This is a genomic window from Paenarthrobacter sp. NPDC089714, assembly GCF_044748905.1.
Lineage (GTDB): Bacteria > Actinomycetota > Actinomycetes > Actinomycetales > Micrococcaceae > Arthrobacter.
The window spans coordinates 1-15,707 of the sequence record NZ_JBIVGX010000014.1 but is presented as its reverse complement, the minus strand read 5'-3'; the positions used below and the strand labels follow the sequence as shown (position 1 = coordinate 15,707).

Sequence of the window (15,707 nt, the reverse complement as noted above, 5' to 3'; positions counted from 1 at the left end):
GAGGGTTATTCCTTGACGGAACCGAGCATCACGCCCGAGAAGAAGTACTTCTGGACGAAGGGATAGACACAAAGGATGGGGATGACGGTAAGGACGATGGTCACCGACTGGATGTTGGCGGCGATCTGGCCGACGTTCTCTGCCGTTCCGCCTGCAGATCCTGCGGTAGTGACACCGGCGATCATGTTCCGGAGGTAAATGGTGACCGGGAACAGGTCCGGGTTGTCCAGGTAAAGGAAGGCCTGGAACCAGGAGTTCCAGTTGGCCACGGCGTAGAACAGCACCATGGTGGCGACGATCGCCTTGCTCAGCGGCAGCACCACGCGGAAAAGGATTCCGTACTGCGTCAGGCCGTCAATGGAGGCCGCCTCTTCCAATTCCCTGGGCATGTTTTCGAAGAAGGACTTCATGATCAGCAGGTTGAAGACGCTGATGGCATTCGGCAGCACCACGGCCCAGATGGTGTCCCGCATGCCGAGGGAGCTGATCAGGACGTAGTTGGGAATAAGCCCGCCGTTGAAGAACATGGTGAAAACGGCCAGACCAATGAAGACGCTGCGGCCCTTCAGTTCCTTCTTGGCAATCGCGTAGGCAAAGGACGTGGTGAGCACCATGGAAATGGCCGTGGCCACCACGGTGTACAGCACCGTGTTTCCATAGTTGGTCCAGAACGACGAGTCGGCCAGGATCAGCTTGTACGTCTCCGTGTTGAAGCCCATGGGGAACAGGTTGACCTGCCCGGAGTTGATGAACCCCTCGCTGGAAAACGACTGCGCAATGATGTTCAGGAACGGGTAGGCCGTCAGGAACACCACCAGCAGCAAGAACACCAGGTTGAAGGCCTGGAACACCCGCATGCCCCCGGACACTTTCATGTCGGTCACCCGGACGCCGCGGTCGGCTGTTGAAGTCTTGTTCACCAGAGGCTCGTTCCTGCGACGCGCTTGGAAATGGCGTTCGCTGAGAGGATCAACGTGAGGCCGATGACGGATTCGAACATCCCGATCGCGGCCGCGTAGCTGAAATTGCTGGATTCCAGGCCCACCCGGTACAGGTAGGTGGAGATGACGTCCGAAGCTGCATAGTTGAGCGGGTTATAGATCAGCAGGATCTTCTCGAACCCGACGGCCATGAACGTGCCGATGTTCAGGATGAGCAGGGTGATGATGGTGGGCCTGATGGCAGGCAGCGTCACATGCCACGTCTGCTGCCAGCGGTTGGCGCCATCGATCCTCGCTGCCTCGTAGAGGGATTCATCAACCCGCGTCAGCGCGGCCAGGTAGAGAATGGCGCCCCACCCCATGGTTTGCCACACTTCCGAGCTGATGTACATGGGCCGGAACCAGCTGGGATCCTGCGTGAAGTTCACGGTGTTGCCGAACAGCGCCTCGGAGATCTGGTTGACGGTTCCGGTCATGGAAAAGTTCTGCAGGATCATGCCGGCGATGATCACCACGGACATGAAATGCGGCAGGTAGGCCACCGTCTGGACGAACTTCTTGAACTTCTGCGATCTCAGTTCGTTCAGCATCAGCGCGAAGATGATGGGCATCGGAAAGCAGAACACCAGTGTCAGGACACCCAGGACAATCGTGTTCTGGAAGGCCTGCCAGAAACTGGGATCGTTGATGAAGAGGGTGATGTATTTGAAGCCCACCCATTTCTCGCCGAAAATGTTGCCGCCGGGTTGGAACTGGCGGAAAGCAATCACGTTGCCGGCCATGGGCAAGTAACGGAACACCAGGAAGTAGGCCAGTGGTAGCGCTAACAGTGTGTACAAGCGCCAATCCCGTTTGAACGCCAACTTCCAGCTTCCAGGCTTGTGGCGGCGCTTCTTGTCCGGCTTCTCCCCGACGACTGACGCCGGAGGCGTGTCCAGTCCCAGTGCCACGACGCCACCTTTTCCTCCAGGATCAGAACGCCATTTGCCTCTACCTCAACCGTGCCCTGAACCGGGCGGTCGCTGAGAAGGTCCGTGCCGCCGTCGTGGACGTCTACCTGGACGGGAGCGTCGTTGTGGTTGAGCACCAGCAGGAAGCTGCGGGCAGTGCCGTCAGCCTTGGTGCCGGCACGACGGCGGACCTGGACTCCTGCGGGCACGTCCAGTTCGGGGACGACCCCCGCAGCATGGAGTTCTTCGCTGAGCAATAGCCGGTGCAGGTCGTCATCGAGGCGCGCGGAGAGATAGAGAGCAGTGCCTTGGCCAAAGGCGTTCCGCGTCACTGCCGGTACGCCGGCGAGGCGGCCGGACGCGTAGCTGGCCAGGACCTCTGCCGTCCCGGCATGGAGATGTTCTGTCCAGTAGCTCGCCGCCGACGTACCGCCGTCGGGTGTTGAAAGCTTGACCTGTTCGTCCTCACCCGCGAGCGGGTGCATCTCCTCACTCCACGCTCCCAGGACGTTCCGCAGCGCACCCGGGTAGCCGCCCAGGCGGATGGTGTTGTCCTCATCCACGACCCCCGAGAGGTAGGACACCACCAGGCGGCCGCCGTCAGACACGTACTTCCCGAACCTCGCCGCGGACTCGTCGGTGAGGAGGTACGACGCCGGCATGATCACCAGGCTGTACGGGGAAAGGTCGCTGTTGGCGTTGACGAAGTCCACGGTCACGTTGGCCTCGAAAAGCGGCCGATAGAAACGCAGAACTTCCTGCGCATAGTTGAGGTCAGAACGCGGTGAGTTGCCCAGCTCAAGTGCCCACCAGCAATCCCAGTCGAACACGATGGCCACCTTGGCTGTGGACCGCGTGCCGGTGAGTCCACCAAGGGACTTCAACTCTTGACCAAGCTCGCATACTTCCCGGAAGATCCGTGTGTTGGGACCGGCATGGTTGACCATGGCCGAGTGGTAGCGTTCGGTTCCGCCCTTGGCCTGGCGCCATTGGAAGAACAGGATGGAATCCGCACCCTGGGCAATGGCCTGGTAGGACCCGAGGCGCATCTTCCCCGGAAGCTTGGACACGTTGACGGACCACTGGCTGACCGCCCCGGTGGCCTGCTCCATCACCATCCATGGCTGGCCTTGGCGGAGCGAGCGCATCAGGTCGAAGTTCAGCGCTGCCGAAACATGCGCGTCCGCTTCCCGTGGATCCGGGTAGATATCCAGCGCCGCAGCGTCTTCTTCCGCCGCCCAGGCCCAGTAGTCGTTGGTTTTGTAGAAGCGCATGAAGTTGGTGACGATCGGCAGGTCCGGGCTGTGCCGTCGGAGGATGTCCCGCTCCGCCTTGAAGTGTTCCAGCATGCTGTCCGAGGTGAACCGGTGGAAGTCCAGGCGCCGGGAGGGGTTGGACCACGTGCGTGGCTGCGCCGGTACACGGACCTGGTTCCAGTCGGTGTAGTGCTGTCCCCACACCGTGGTGCTCCAGGCCTGGTTGAGTTCGTCCAGGGAGGCGTACTTCCGTTGCAGCCATGTCCGGAACGCCTTCTCTGCCCAGGGGCCGTAGGACGTGGGTCCGTATTCGTTGCCCACATGCCACATCCGCAGCGCCGGGTGCTGGGCGTACCGCTCCCCCATCTTCTCCGTGAGGGCCAGGGACTTTGCCCTGTAGACGGGATGGGAAACATCAAAATGCTGGCGGGAGCCAAAACCGAAAATGCTGCCATCCGCGCGCTCAGGCATGATGTCCGGATGCTGCTCCACGAGCCACGCCGGCGGTACGGCATCCGGGGTAGCGAGGTCCACGCCGATCCCGTGGGCATGCATGAGATCCATGACGTCATCCAGCCACCCGAAGTCGAAGACACCGTCCGTGATCTCCAACCGGCTCCACGAAAATACTGCCAGCGTCACCAGGTTCACGCCTGCTTGCTGCATGAGCCTGGCATCTTCGAGCCACACCTCGCGGGGCCATTGTTCAGGGTTGTAATCGCCGCCGTAAGCAATGCCGCCCAGGCGTTCATGCAGGCGTTTCAAACGCTCTTCAGCGCTCAGTAAGTCCTCAGGGTGGATGGTCATCTTCGTCCTTCACTCGGCCTTCGTCGCCCCGAAGCTTCAGTGCGACGCGCATCACAGAGAGAAACTATCGTAAAGTTTACGCAATAACAACAGATGAGTTTCCGAAGTCGCGGGTAACTTTTAAGCTGCAATGGAGGCCAGTATCGGGTGCTGCTCTCGTGCGCTGGGGCAGATAAGCAGATCCGGAGCTTGCCGTGAGGCCCACATAAGGACAATCCAGTTTCTGCTGGAATCCAGAAACTATCGGAAAGACCAAGGCGGGGTAGGTCTCGCCGGGTACGCGGGAAGACGTTGCTTTCGCTGTTCGTGATCGGGGGTTTCCGCCGCTTTCCGGCGAACTCGCGTGCGGGCAGCGGCAGGGCCGGACAGCGCCACAGAAACCGTTGACACGTGACCAAATGGTCACCTATTCTTTTCCCATGGACCCCGTGTTCAAGGCACTCGCAGACCCAACCCGCCGGGAATTGCTCGACGAGTTGTTCCGCGAGGACGGGCAAACCCTGTCAGCCCTCGGAGCCCGGTTCGAGATGACACGTTTCGGCATCGCCAAGCACCTCAAGCTGTTGGAGGATGCAGGACTGGTGGTCACCCGCCGTCGGGGGCGTGAAAAGCTGCACTTCCTGAACCCGGTCCCCATCAGGCTCATCCATGACCGCTGGGTGAGCAAATACGCAGAACCATGGGCCGCTGCCCTCAGCGACCTCAAATCCAGATTGGAAAGTCCCATGGAAAAGATCTTCGAGATTTACATCAAGACCACTCCGGAACGGCTGTGGGAAGCCATTACCAACAGCGAGATCCGGAGCAAGTACCAGTTCGGAAACACGTTCACGTCGGACTGGACACCGGGTGGCCGCTTCGAGATGCGGAACGTCAAGGCAGATGCTCCGCTGGGCGAGGGCGAGAACATTGAGGTTGACCCACCGCGCCGGCTCGTCCAGACCATGACCGCGCTGTGGGGCGAGGACGTCAAAGCCGAGGGTACGTCCCGGATCACGTGGGAGATCGAACCGGTGGGCGACTCCTGCCACCTCACCGTGACCCACGACCAGCTCCGCGAAGGCGCCAACGACCAGCTGTACGGCGGCTGGCCCATGATCCTCTCGGGCCTGAAGACCTGGCTCGAAACGGGCGAAACGCTGACCACGCCGGGCTCCCTCATGTACGCCTAACCCAAGTAAGTCGCACCCAAGTGGGTCGCATTAGTGCGCGTTATGAGCCGTCATAACGCGCACTAATGCGACCCAGTTGGGTTAGGCGACGGGTGTTACGGGCTCGCGCTCGGTGAGCCACGCCGCCTGCAGGGTGCCCAGCAGGTGCGGCGCGAATTCCTCGCCGATGGACAGGACCACACGGCACCGTGCTCCGCGCTGGTCCGGGAAACCGACGTACTGTCCGCGAAGGTCGCACACCGTCTGGCCGCGGCTCGGACCGCTGGTGGTGTCCACCTGGACGCGGACCTTGGGTGCGGTTGCAAGCTCTACTCCCCTGACGGCAATGGCCGCGGCGAGGGGATCGTGCATGGCAGAGCAGGCCCGGCCGAAGATGTCAACGTAGAAGCCAAAGTAGTAGCCCAGCATCTCGCCGAGGGCCTGCGAGACGGGGTGGTCCGAGGCCAGGAGTTCCTGCCGGTGGGACTCCTCCAGCACGTTGGTCATGGTGACATCCAGTGGCACCAAGGTCACGTCCCAATCGGCGGCAAGGACTTCGGCCGCGGCCTCGGGATCGTTGGCGATGTTCGCTTCGGCAACGGGCGTGATGTTCCCCGGGGCCAAGGCTGCGCCGCCCATGATGGTGATTTCTGCAACCAACTCCGGCAGCTTCGGTTCCAGTCGGAGGGCCTCGGCGATGTTGGTCAGCGGCCCGATCGCCACGACTCGCAGCTCACCCGCGTATTGGCGTGCCAGCTCCACCAGGAGCTCGGCGGCAGTCGACTGAACGGGTGACCGGTCAGACGGCGAGAGGTCCACTCCCCCGATCCCGTTGTCGCCATGGACGTGCGGAGCGCCACCGTGGAAGGTGCCCACCTGCGGATCGTGGGCGCCCACAGCGACAGGAATGTCCGGCTGCCCGGCGAGCTTCAGCAAGTCCAGTGTGTTCCGGGCGCCGCCGGCCGCACTGATGTTGCCGCTCACGGTGCCGATGCCCACGAGCTCCGCCCGCGGAGTGGCCAAGAGGTAGGCGAGGGCCAAGGCGTCGTCGATGCCGGTATCGCAGTCAAGGAAGAAGGGTGCGGGCTGTTTCATGGTTTCTCATTTCGGATTGGCTTGATGAAGGGGGGCCGTGCCCCCGAGTGGTGGGGGCCGCCGTCGTGCTTTAGATCTTTTCGCCCTTGGGGGCGGCGATGAACAGGCTCACCACAAACGCGAGGACCGTGATCCCCACGGAAATCCAGAGCGCTGTGGAGTACCCGGCGGCGGTGCCCAGGCCCGCGAACGGGGCAACAACCACGACTCCGAGACTCGCCCCGATGCCGAAGCTCGCTCCGTTGATGCCCGGCAGCGCGGCCGGCGCTTCCTTGGGCGAGAGGAGGACGGAGAGGCCGTTGATGGCAGTGAGGAAGAAGCCGTTGTAGAAGATGCCGAGCGCTGCGATGGCGATCAGGACGGCGATCTGGTTGTTGGCAAACAGGGCAGCCACGATCGCGCAGGCCAGGCTGGCTGCGGAGCCGACGCGGACGGTCTTGATCCAGCCGCGGCGGTCGGCGATCCAACCGGCGAGCGGAGCTGCGAAGACCCCGATCAACGCCGCGGGAGTCAGGAAGAGCAAGGCCGCGACGGATGCTGACAGCCCGAAGCCGTTGGTTTTGTCCTGGCTCAGGAGCACCACGGTGAAGTTGATGATGGCGAAAATCCCGGCGAGCGTCAGGACCGTGGTGGCGATAACGGGCCACACTTGGCGGGAGCGCAGGTGATGGACGGCCACCAAGGGGGTTTCGCGCTTCTTCTCGATGAGCCAGAACGCGGTGAAGGATGCGATGCTGCCGGCAAGGAGACCCAGGGCTGCCGGCGAAGTCCATCCGGCCGAGGAACCGGTGGAAACGAAGTAGGTGATGAACACCAGGAACACCGAGAGCGAGCCCGCACCCCACCAGTCCATGCGGCCGCTTGCGGCGGCTGAACGCCCCTTGGGGACCACTTTGATGACGCACACGACGGCGATCGCGGCCAGTACCAGCACGGCGACGAAGATCGACTGGAATCCCATGGTCTCCGCCATCAGGCCGCCGAAGTAGCCGTCCACGCCACCCACGCCGCCGTTGATGGCGGCAATGATGCCGATGGAGGTGCCGAAGAGCCGTGCGGGCAGGTATTCGTTCAGGACGATGTAGGACAAGGCGAAGATCGCACTTGAGGTGCCCTGCATGAACCGGCCTGCCACCAGCAACGGAAGGTTCGGAGCAAAGATGCACAGCACCGTTCCCACGCCCATGATGGCGAGGACCAACAGGAGCGCGGTGCGTCGGCCGATGAAGTCGCTCCAGCGTCCGATCACGGGACCTGAGATGGCGCCGGCCAGGAAGAACATGGACTGTACCTGGGCAACGGCTTCAGGAGACTCACCAAAGAACGAGCCGATGTGCGGCAGCGCCGGGGTGATCATGCTGGCGTTGAGCTGGAACGCGAGGACGGCCAGGACAAGCGTGGTGATCAGGAAGGCGGCGGCACGGCCCTGGAAGCGGGTTTCCTCTTCGACGGCGGCGGGTGCCGTTTCCTGCGGTTCCACCGCGGTGTTGGGGATGTTCACATCAAACTCCTTTGTCCGAGGGCGCCGGCGAGCGCCGCGAGATGTGAGTTGTTATACAAGCATGTATTACTCGCTTGTGCAACCTCTCACATTTCTCCGGTACAGTGTCCCTAACCGATTCCAAGCGAGGTTCCCTTGACCGACAACGCTGTCCAGTTCCTGTCCCGGCCCATCGCTGCCCAACAAGGGCAGCCCCTGCGAGTGGCGGCCTACTCCCGCATCGCAGAGGCCATCAGGACCAAGCTCCTGCCGCCGGGCTCACTCCTGCCCACGGAGACAGAACTGGGCACCATGATGGACGTGAGCCGCACCGTGATCCGGGAGGCCCTCATGCTCCTGGAAGAAGACGGCCTGACACGTTCACGACGCGGTGTGGGCCGGTTCGTGGCAGACACCTTGCCCCGGATCGGGATCGAACACATCCGTCCGTTCGACCAACTGCTGGGCGGGCCGGACTCCGACATCCAGGTCAAACGCGTGGCCGCGATCAAGCAGCCGGCCTCCGAATTCGTGGCCCCGGGTCTGGGCGTCCAACCCGAGGAAGACGTCTGGTTCTGGGAAAGTGTCCTCATCCGCGATGGTGAACCCGTGGCCCACCTGCAGGAAAACGTGGCGCAGGACCTTCCGGAAGCCGCAGCCTTGCTGGATGCCGCGGAAGCTCCAGGGCTGCCGGCGCAGACTCTGCTGGAAATCCTCGCGAGCCTTTCCGGCAGCACCCTGGGACCCGGCGAATGCCAGATCAGCCTGAGCACCGCGGGCCCCAGCCGCGCCAAGCTCCTGAACCTCCGTCCGTCCGATCCGGTGCTCGTGCTGACCCAGTACGTCCGCCGCAACGGCGCCCCGGTCTACCTGGCCAAATGCCTGGTAGCCGCCCGCGCCGGGCACCTCTCAGTCATCCAATCCTCCTGACGTTCCGTTCCAAGATAGGGCCCTCCATGAGCACTTCCCCTGCACTCACTGTTGTGGGCAGCATCAACCTCGACATCACCGCCACCACCCACCGGCTCCCCTCCCCCGGTGAAACCGTGGGCGACGGCGTTCTCCGCCAGCAACCCGGCGGCAAAGGCGCCAACCAGGCCGTCGCCGCAGCCCGGCTCGCAGGAACCTCCCGCATGGTCGGGGCCGTGGGCCAGGACGAAGCCGGACGCACGCTTCTGAACGCGATGGCAGACGCCGGCGTCGACGTCGGCGGTATTGCGCACGTGGAGGAACCGACAGGCACCGCACTCGTCCTGGTGGACAGCGACGGCGAGAACCAGATCGTCGTGTGCCCGGGGGCCAACGCGCACGTGTCCGTGGATGGCGTTACCTTCGGTGAAGGTCCCGTGCTGTGCCAGCTCGAGGTGGACCAGGAAGTGGTCCTGGCTGCCGCCCAGGCCGCCAAGGGCTTCTTTGCCCTGAACGCCGCGCCTGCCGCGCCTTTGCTGCCGGAACTCCTGGAGCGCTGCGACCTGGTGATCGTGAACGAAACCGAGTACGCCCTGATCCCTGAGCTGCGTTCCGCACCCCTGGTGGCCGTGACCTACGGCGGCGAAGGCTCGGCGATCCTGGTGCACGGCGAGAAAGTGGCGGAGGCCCCGGCCATTTCGGTGACAGATATTGCCAACACCATCGGTGCCGGCGATGCGTTCTGCGCCGCCCTGGTGTTGTCACTGCAGTCCGGGCTGGACTACCGGCACGCCCTTGCCGCGGCCAACGCTGTGGGTGCCGACGCCGTTCGGGATCCCTCCTCACAGCCGGCCTTGCAGCGGCTGGAGCACTACATCGAAGCAACCCGGGCAGTGGCTGGCCGTCCCACCAAGTAATCTGCCCAGCGCTTCAAGGCGACGTCCACGGGCGGGTGATGCAGGCCGTGGCCCTCTGCCAAGGCGACCGCTTCCGCCGTCGGATACCGCTCCTCTGAAAGGAAAGACAACGTCTCGGGATCGGCCCGGGTGATCTTCGCGGGGAGCTTCTTCAGCAGCGCAACAGGAATCCTTAACCGCGGAACCCTGACGCCGAAGTGCTCGCCCAGCATGGTGAGCAGCTCCGGCAGGGGAGGTGTGGCGTCGTCGAGGACCCAGTATGACTTGCCTTCCGCGGCCGGGACTGTGGGTAGAAGGGCCATGAAGGAGGCCAGGTAGTCCGCGGTAACCACCGGAACGAAGGTGCGCTTGCCCCCGGGAAGCGCAGGCAGCCGACCGCGGTAGAGGTCGAGGACGGAAGTGCCCAGCCCGAGAACCTGCCCGCATTCACCCGACTTCGAGTGGCCAATGACCGATGCCGGATTGGCCACGGTCAAAGGAACTCCGGCGGCGATCGCGGCGGCTTGGACCACGGCGTCGGATTCCACTTTGGAACCTTCGTAAGCTCCGAGGCGCCTGTACTCAGCTGCACGGCGCTCTGCACTCCAAGGAACGTCCGCCGGGTCCTGGCCGCCGACCCGGTATCCCGACAAATGAACCAAGCGCTCCAAGGAGGGAAGCATCCCGGCAAACGCAGTGACATTCCTGGCGCTCACCACGTTCGCTTGGTAGGCGTCGTCGGGAGTCATCCCGAACGCATAGGCGCCGGCGACGTTGTGGACTTCAGTCACGCCGCGAAAAGCGCTCGACGCCGGATCAAGGCCCAGGCTCTCGGCGCTGAAGTCTGCGACCACGCAGTTTGGATGGTGGCCAGCCCCATGCTCCTGCAACCAAAGCAAGAGGCTGTCGAACGAGGACAGGCTACGCACGGCCACCTGGACACGAACGCCCTGGTCCAGCAGTTCAAGGACAAGCCACCTTCCGATGTGGCCAGTTCCTCCGAAGACCAGGGCGTGGCGTTGGACTGTCATCGGGTCTCTTTGGCGCCATGCGACGTGCTCAGCAACAGCTTGATGGTGGCCGCGGCCGCATCCAAGGGCTGGGTGGACTGATAGGTGCGGCAGAGAATGAGGGCTCCCTCGATCATGGAAACGACTGACGTCGCCAGTGCTCCGGCTTGGCTTTCCTCGAGGTCGAGGCTTTCGAGGACTCCGGCGACGCCCGTCACCCAGCCTTTGTAGGCTTCCCGGCAAGCGTCCCTGAGTTCGAAGTTCTCAGCACCGGCGTCCAGGGCTACCACCGAAACGGGGCACCCGGCCTGGTAGTCACTGGAGACAAGGATGTCCTGCAACGCCGAGACAAGCCCGTCCACCGCAGCTTCCGATTTCCCTGTTGCCACTGCCTGCGAGAGGAGGTCGTTGAATTGACTTGCGGCCAGCTGGACCGCCGCCACACCGAGTTCCGCCTTGCCCTCCGGGAAATGAAAATACAAAGACCCCTTGGGTACCTCCGATTCTTCGAGGACGCTGTTGAGGCCAGTGCCGTGGTAACCCTGGCGTTGGATCAGGGAAAGCATGGACTCGGCCAACCGATGTCGCGTTGCGAGCCCTTTGGGATGCGAAGTTGCCATAGTTCAAATAATAGACCATCCGGTCTATTATTTAGCTTTGGGTATTTGCTACGATTGCTACGGAGGTAAAAATGACAACAATCCCGCACCGCGAACTACGCAATCAGAGCAGCAAGATCCTTGAGCGTGTAAAGAATGGCGAAGTCATTGATGTCACCAACAACGGTGAGGTCGCAGCAACACTCATTCCACCGTCCTCTTCGCCCTTCGAAAAGCTCCTGCGAGCGGGCGGCGTTCGGCCAGCCATAAGCTCGCCGGTGGATTTCCGACTCATACCGCGCGTAAAGGTCGAGCTTGGCACGGCAGAGATACTCGCAGACCTGCGCGGTGATCGGTGATTGTTTATACGGATACTTCAGCGGTGTTGAAGTTGGTGGCGGACGAAAGTGAATCGCAGTTCCTCGCCGGGCACCTGGCCGACATTCGTGCTTCCGGAGGACACCTGGTCGCTTCGATGCTCCTTTATACGGAACTCCATTGCGCGGCCCGCCGGCGGAACCTGCCCTTCGATGTCGTCAACGACGTTCTATCGGCGATCAACCTGGTAGATGTAACCCGATCAGATTTGATGTTCGCGTCAGCGTTGCCCAGACAACTCCGGAGCGCAGACGCAATCCACTTGGCAACAGCTATCCGGCTCCAGGTGGACAACGTGGTGGCCTACGATTTAGAGCTCCTACTGGCGGCCAAAGAGTCCGGCCTTGATACGACTTCCCCCGGCGCTTAGCCGACGATCCGAAAGTCCCTAAAGTCTCCCGTCGCTCCGGAAACGTCGGATTCGACGCTCTCCACACGGCCCGGGGCATCGGATGAATCCAACCAGGCCAGCATGCGGTCAACATCGGCAGCCGGTCCCTCGGCCACAATCTCAACGGAGCCGTCGGAGCGGTTCCGGACTGTGCCTTTCAGCAGGAGTTCGTCCGCTTTTCGGGCCGTCCAGTAGCGGAAACCAACGCCCTGCACCACGCCGGAAATCCGGGCAGTGAGTCTCACCCCGTCTGTCGCCATGGACCCACCTTAACGAATCCCGCCCCTGTTCGCTGCTCCCGACCTTCAAAGGTTGGGTTCAGCGAACACGGGCGGGATTCTGTGTTGGAAGTAGCTAGCTGACCACGATGTCCCGGGTGGCGTGGTTGTACGTGATGGTGACCGGGCCGCCGTCGTGGTTCAACTCGTGGTTGGCACCATCGCGGGCGCCGAACGCGCCATAGTTCTCCTCCCACGAGCGGTTCAACGCGATCTTGTAGGTGTAGAAACCGGCAGGCAGCTCAGCGGTCAGGGACCACAGCTGGACCAGCGGGTTGAACTCCATCTGTGCCTCGTCATACTGCGGAGCCCAATCCTCGGCCGCACCCAGGAGCTTGTTGAAGTCGCCCGCAATGGCAACGGCCTCCGGCTGCGGCAGAGTCTCGACGGCGGGGGCTGCGGCTGCTTTGGCCGGCGCCTTGCGCGTGGTCTTCTTGGCGGCCTCGGCCTTCGGTGCAGCGGCTTTCTTTGGAGCAGCAGTCTTCTTGGGCGCGGTGGCCTTCTTGGCCTTGGGCTTGGCCGGCGGGGCCGTCGGAACAGCGACGTCGTCCGGAATGGGAGTGCCGGCGTCGAGCGCTTCGGCGAAAGCCGAAACATCCGGGAACGCGACCGTTGCACGCAAGCCGTCTTCCGGAATGGTCCAGCCCGAGCGGCCCTTGACCAGCCAACCGGCCTTGACCAGCTTGGCTGAGGCCGAGGTCAGGTTCTTGTGGCCGCGCGGAATGCCACCGCTCAACAGCTCTGCCTCGTGGGCGTCGAAGGGAACGCGGACGGTTGCTTCGGCCAACACTTCACCGGCGTTCAGCGTATCTCCGGACCATACGCTTTCGGCGAGGATGTCCAGTACGGCCTTCAGACGAAGGTTGGTGTTCTCGGCGGTGCTCGCGCCCATGCTTCTCCTTCAAAAGTGGATACTCACCCAGCAGTTTGCCAATGATTTGTTAATTCCGGCGACTGCAAAAGGTAAACACCGTGTGTCGTGACCGAGTGTGACATTCGTGACGCCGCAAGTGAGCGAAGGGTCTCGGCTCAGGCCCTGCTACTGCTGCGGAACGGACTCCTTGACCCACTCCGTCACTTCGTCCAGCAACACCTTTTTCCGCTCGTCGCTGGCGAAGGAAGACCGGATGGAGTTCGCGGCAAGAGTGGCCTGCTCAGGCACGGAGAAGCCGTGGACTTTCACCAGTTGCTGGTAGTTGTCATCCACGTATCCGCCGAAGTACGCGGGATCGTCGGAGTTCACGCACACGTTGAGTCCGATGGCCAGCATCTCCGGGAGCGGGTGGTCCTCGAGCTTGTCCACTGCGCGGAGCCGGACGTTGGAAAGCGGGCACACCGTCAACGGCACCTGCTCAGCAACCAGGCGCTGGACCACGTTGGTGTCCTCCATGCAGCGGATGCCGTGATCAATGCGCTCAGCGTGCAACACATCCAGTGCCTCGGTGATGTACTCCGCGGGGCCTTCCTCGCCCGCGTGCGCGATCCGCCGCAGCCCGGCCTCCAGCGCGCGCTGGTACAAGCGTTCAAACTTCGACGGCGGATTGCCCACCTCTGCGGAGTCCAGGCCGATGCCAACAATCGGTGCGTGCATGGCGAGGAGCTGGTCGAACACCTCCAGGGCCGAATCCTCGGACATGTCGCGCAGGAATGCTGCGATAAGAAGAGTTGAAACGCCGAAGTCCTCCTCCGACGTTGCCAGTGCGTTGGCCACTCCGTTCACGCACGTCTCCAAGGAAACCCCGCGCGAAACGTGTGCTTGCGGGTCCATCATGATCTCGGCGTGGCGGACTCCCCCGGCGGCGGCACGCTTCAGGTAGTCGCGGGTCATGTCCGTGAAGTCCTGCTCGGTCTGCAGCACGGCCATGTTGGCGTAGTAAAGGTCCAGGAAAGACTGGAGGTCTGAGAACTCGTACTTCTCGCGCAGTTCTTCGATGTCCTCATAGGGCAACTCGATGCCGTTACGCTCAGCGAGGGAGAAGATCAGCTCGGGCTGCAGGGTCCCTTCGATGTGCAGGTGCAGTTCGGCAACCGGGGGTGCCGTCGTCGTCGTTTTCTCACCAAAAGTTTCCACCCGACAACTCTAGGCCGAAGTCCGGCGCGTGTCCCGGAGCACTCAACTTGGTTCTGCGCCCCGGCACCGCCAAACTGAAGGGATGCAGACTTTCCTCCCCTTCGCCGATTTCCGTGAGAGCGCGGCCGCGCTGGACACCTCAAGGCTCGGCAAGCAGCGCGTCGAAGCCCTCCAGGTGCTCCGCGCCCTCGTCATCCCCGAGTACGGATGGCAGAGCCACCCCGCCGTTCGCATGTGGATGGGCCATGTACCCGCCCTGACCCTGTACGGCCTGGCCATGGCCGACGAATGGATCAAGCGCGGACATCCTGACAACACGCGGGACAACATCACCGAATTTGCACCACAGGCGGCCCACCCGGACTATGCCGGCAAAATCGTCATGCCGTGGTGGTTGGGCGACGAGGACCTGCATGAGACGCACCGTTCCAAGCTCATCGGCAAGGACCCCAAGCATTACAAGCACCTGTTCCCCGGCACCGAAGAACGGCTGGACTACATCTGGCCCGAACCGCGCCACGAATTCCACCCCGAAGATCCGGAAGACGACCGCCTGTGGATCCTCCGGTCCGCCGTCGAGGACCTCCGTCCTAAAGACCTGCGCACCGTCAGCCTGCCACCGCACGGAAAGGCCCGGCCAGCAGCCGATCCTGACGAGTACCAGTTCGTGTACCAGGAGGAAAAGTCCCGCAGGAACCTCGGCGCACCCAAGAAGCGGCCGGTCAAGCTCGAGAAGAAGCCCACCCGCAAGCGCGCCGCCGCCGAGGAAGCGTTCAACGTCCTTCCCGGCAAAACAGAGATCGCGGTTCCGTTCGACGGCGGCCGGATCTTCGCGCTGGGCAAGGTAGTGGGCCGGCCCATCACCGTTGACGGACGCTTTGCCCGCAACTTCGAACTCACCGACGTGATTGACCGCGCAGCTTTCGACTACCCGGCCCTGCTGCAGGATCCCCGGGTGTTCTTCCCCGTTCCCGCACCGTAACCGCCAGGAGGGCCATGGATTTCCAGCACATCATCGAGGTAGTAGGCCGCTACATGGATTTTGCCGGTGTGGCGGTGATGGTGGTTGGCGCCGTGGTTTCCCTTCCGCTGGCCCTCCGTGGGTTCCAACCCAAGCGCGCCGACGGGCTGGCTCCGTTCTCCCCCTACCGCGCCTACCGGCAATTGCTGGGTCGGTCCATCCTTTTGGGACTCGAACTCCTGGTGGCCGCTGACATCATCCGTACGGTCGCAGTGACGCCCACGTTTGAAAGCGTGGGCGTCCTCGCGATCATCGTGCTGATCCGGACGTTCCTGAGTTTCTCCCTGGAACTGGAAATCACCGGCCGCTGGCCGTGGCAAAAGGAAAAGAACAACGACGCCGGCACCCAACTGGGTCGCAGTTAATGCCGTTTTGAGCCGGCGGTTTCTAGCGGTTATCGCAACAGGAAGGTTCTGATCATCTCATTTGGGGTGCAGAAGTCGAATCGTTGGCGGGGTCTGTCGTTGAGTTCGT

General features: G+C 62.7%; 17 protein-coding genes. 7 read left to right on the top strand and 10 right to left on the bottom strand.

Annotation, left to right across the window (positions count from 1 at the left end; all coding sequences use genetic code 11):
• Positions 1–5 precede the first annotated feature (5 nt).
• From ACIPY3_RS19105 to ACIPY3_RS19095, 3 genes are read right to left on the bottom strand one after another with little or no spacing between them, the layout of a single operon-like run.
• Positions 6–875 carry a carbohydrate ABC transporter permease gene (locus ACIPY3_RS19105; protein ID WP_400336700.1) on the bottom strand — a complete coding sequence of 290 codons (870 nt, stop codon included), beginning with the start codon at positions 873–875 and terminating at the stop codon, positions 6–8.
• Positions 876–916: 41 nt separating this feature from the next.
• The gene (locus ACIPY3_RS19100; protein WP_400336614.1) at positions 917–1,780 is read right to left on the bottom strand and encodes an ABC transporter permease; all 864 of its coding nucleotides are present in this window, start codon (positions 1,778–1,780) and stop codon (positions 917–919) included.
• Entirely contained in the window at positions 1,765–3,954 is a 2,190-nt protein-coding gene (locus ACIPY3_RS19095; RefSeq protein WP_400336613.1) for a beta-galactosidase, read from the bottom strand. The genes ACIPY3_RS19100 and ACIPY3_RS19095 overlap by 16 nt, the downstream gene beginning before the upstream one ends.
• A 419-nt stretch (positions 3,955–4,373) precedes the next feature.
• Between ACIPY3_RS19095 and ACIPY3_RS19090 the strand changes: the two genes are divergently transcribed.
• Positions 4,374–5,126, top strand: a complete 753-nt coding sequence (locus ACIPY3_RS19090; protein WP_400336612.1) for an ArsR/SmtB family transcription factor — start codon at positions 4,374–4,376, stop codon at positions 5,124–5,126.
• 81 nt (positions 5,127–5,207) lie between these two features.
• Here ACIPY3_RS19090 and ACIPY3_RS19085 read toward each other — a convergent pair whose 3' ends face one another.
• Positions 5,208–6,200 (bottom strand): nucleoside hydrolase, encoded by a 993-nt coding sequence (locus tag ACIPY3_RS19085; RefSeq protein WP_400336611.1) that lies wholly within the window; start codon positions 6,198–6,200, stop codon positions 5,208–5,210.
• Between the two features lie 70 nt (positions 6,201–6,270).
• Positions 6,271–7,701, bottom strand: a complete 1,431-nt coding sequence (locus ACIPY3_RS19080) for an MFS transporter (RefSeq protein WP_400336610.1) — start codon at positions 7,699–7,701, stop codon at positions 6,271–6,273.
• Between the two features lie 135 nt (positions 7,702–7,836).
• Here ACIPY3_RS19080 and ACIPY3_RS19075 point away from each other — a divergent pair, with 135 nt between their 5' ends.
• Both ACIPY3_RS19075 and ACIPY3_RS19070 read left to right on the top strand, forming a co-directional pair.
• A complete protein-coding gene (locus ACIPY3_RS19075; RefSeq protein ID WP_400336609.1) occupies positions 7,837–8,610 on the top strand; it encodes a GntR family transcriptional regulator in 774 nt (257 codons plus the stop codon).
• Between the two features lie 26 nt (positions 8,611–8,636).
• Positions 8,637–9,506 carry a PfkB family carbohydrate kinase gene (locus ACIPY3_RS19070; RefSeq protein WP_400336608.1) on the top strand — a complete coding sequence of 290 codons (870 nt, stop codon included), beginning with the start codon at positions 8,637–8,639 and terminating at the stop codon, positions 9,504–9,506.
• Here the strand turns inward: ACIPY3_RS19070 and ACIPY3_RS19065 are convergent.
• Together ACIPY3_RS19065 and ACIPY3_RS19060 are read right to left on the bottom strand one after the other, a co-directional pair.
• The gene (locus ACIPY3_RS19065) at positions 9,461–10,516 is read right to left on the bottom strand and encodes an SDR family oxidoreductase (RefSeq protein WP_400336607.1); all 1,056 of its coding nucleotides are present in this window, start codon (positions 10,514–10,516) and stop codon (positions 9,461–9,463) included. The genes ACIPY3_RS19070 and ACIPY3_RS19065 overlap by 46 nt on opposite strands.
• Positions 10,513–11,115 carry a TetR/AcrR family transcriptional regulator gene (locus ACIPY3_RS19060; protein WP_400336606.1) on the bottom strand — a complete coding sequence of 201 codons (603 nt, stop codon included), beginning with the start codon at positions 11,113–11,115 and terminating at the stop codon, positions 10,513–10,515. Before ACIPY3_RS19060 ends, ACIPY3_RS19065 begins: the two co-directional genes overlap by 4 nt.
• 71 nt (positions 11,116–11,186) lie before the next feature.
• Between ACIPY3_RS19060 and ACIPY3_RS19055 the strand changes: the two genes are divergently transcribed.
• Both ACIPY3_RS19055 and ACIPY3_RS19050 read left to right on the top strand, forming a co-directional pair.
• Entirely contained in the window at positions 11,187–11,453 is a 267-nt protein-coding gene (locus tag ACIPY3_RS19055; protein ID WP_400336605.1) for a type II toxin-antitoxin system Phd/YefM family antitoxin, read from the top strand.
• Positions 11,450–11,842: a type II toxin-antitoxin system VapC family toxin gene (locus ACIPY3_RS19050; RefSeq protein ID WP_400336604.1), complete on the top strand. Its 393-nt coding sequence runs from the start codon at positions 11,450–11,452 to the stop codon at positions 11,840–11,842. Before ACIPY3_RS19055 ends, ACIPY3_RS19050 begins: the two co-directional genes overlap by 4 nt.
• Here the strand turns inward: ACIPY3_RS19050 and ACIPY3_RS19045 are convergent.
• The 3 genes from ACIPY3_RS19045 to ACIPY3_RS19035 all read right to left on the bottom strand — a co-directional run bounded on the left by ACIPY3_RS19045 (position 11,839) and on the right by ACIPY3_RS19035 (position 14,212).
• On the bottom strand, positions 11,839–12,123 hold the full coding sequence (locus tag ACIPY3_RS19045; protein WP_400336603.1) for an acylphosphatase: 285 nt from the start codon (positions 12,121–12,123) through the stop codon (positions 11,839–11,841). The two genes, ACIPY3_RS19050 and ACIPY3_RS19045, sit on opposite strands and share 4 nt — an antisense overlap.
• Positions 12,124–12,217: 94 nt before the next feature.
• Entirely contained in the window at positions 12,218–13,033 is an 816-nt protein-coding gene (locus ACIPY3_RS19040) for a glycosidase (RefSeq protein ID WP_400336602.1), read from the bottom strand.
• A 147-nt stretch (positions 13,034–13,180) separates the two neighbouring features.
• Positions 13,181–14,212: an adenosine deaminase gene (locus tag ACIPY3_RS19035; RefSeq protein ID WP_400336601.1), complete on the bottom strand. Its 1,032-nt coding sequence runs from the start codon at positions 14,210–14,212 to the stop codon at positions 13,181–13,183.
• A gap of 82 nt (positions 14,213–14,294) precedes the next feature.
• Between ACIPY3_RS19035 and ACIPY3_RS19030 the strand changes: the two genes are divergently transcribed.
• Entirely contained in the window at positions 14,295–15,194 is a 900-nt protein-coding gene (locus ACIPY3_RS19030; RefSeq protein WP_400336600.1) for an MSMEG_6728 family protein, read from the top strand.
• Positions 15,195–15,208: 14 nt separating this feature from the next.
• Positions 15,209–15,598, top strand: a complete 390-nt coding sequence (locus ACIPY3_RS19025; RefSeq protein ID WP_400336599.1) for a DUF1622 domain-containing protein — start codon at positions 15,209–15,211, stop codon at positions 15,596–15,598.
• Positions 15,599–15,707 lie beyond the last annotated feature (109 nt).

Excerpts from the sequence above, each read along its gene's own strand:
- ACIPY3_RS19105 (WP_400336700.1), bottom strand. The coding sequence starts at position 875 with ATGAAAGTGTCCGGGGGCATGCGGGTGTTCCAGGCCTTCAACCTGGTG.
- ACIPY3_RS19095 (WP_400336613.1), bottom strand. The coding sequence starts at position 3,954 with ATGACCATCCACCCTGAGGACTTACTGAGCGCTGAAGAGCGTTTGAAA.
- ACIPY3_RS19090 (WP_400336612.1), top strand. The coding sequence starts at position 4,374 with ATGGACCCCGTGTTCAAGGCACTCGCAGACCCAACCCGCCGGGAATTG.
- ACIPY3_RS19085 (WP_400336611.1), bottom strand. The coding sequence starts at position 6,200 with ATGAAACAGCCCGCACCCTTCTTCCTTGACTGCGATACCGGCATCGAC.
- ACIPY3_RS19070 (WP_400336608.1), top strand. The coding sequence starts at position 8,637 with ATGAGCACTTCCCCTGCACTCACTGTTGTGGGCAGCATCAACCTCGAC.
- ACIPY3_RS19065 (WP_400336607.1), bottom strand. The coding sequence starts at position 10,516 with ATGACAGTCCAACGCCACGCCCTGGTCTTCGGAGGAACTGGCCACATC.
- ACIPY3_RS19060 (WP_400336606.1), bottom strand. The coding sequence starts at position 11,115 with ATGGCAACTTCGCATCCCAAAGGGCTCGCAACGCGACATCGGTTGGCC.
- ACIPY3_RS19055 (WP_400336605.1), top strand. The coding sequence starts at position 11,187 with ATGACAACAATCCCGCACCGCGAACTACGCAATCAGAGCAGCAAGATC.
- ACIPY3_RS19045 (WP_400336603.1), bottom strand. The coding sequence starts at position 12,123 with ATGGCGACAGACGGGGTGAGACTCACTGCCCGGATTTCCGGCGTGGTG.
- ACIPY3_RS19040 (WP_400336602.1), bottom strand. The coding sequence starts at position 13,033 with ATGGGCGCGAGCACCGCCGAGAACACCAACCTTCGTCTGAAGGCCGTA.
- ACIPY3_RS19030 (WP_400336600.1), top strand. The coding sequence starts at position 14,295 with ATGCAGACTTTCCTCCCCTTCGCCGATTTCCGTGAGAGCGCGGCCGCG.
- ACIPY3_RS19025 (WP_400336599.1), top strand. The coding sequence starts at position 15,209 with ATGGATTTCCAGCACATCATCGAGGTAGTAGGCCGCTACATGGATTTT.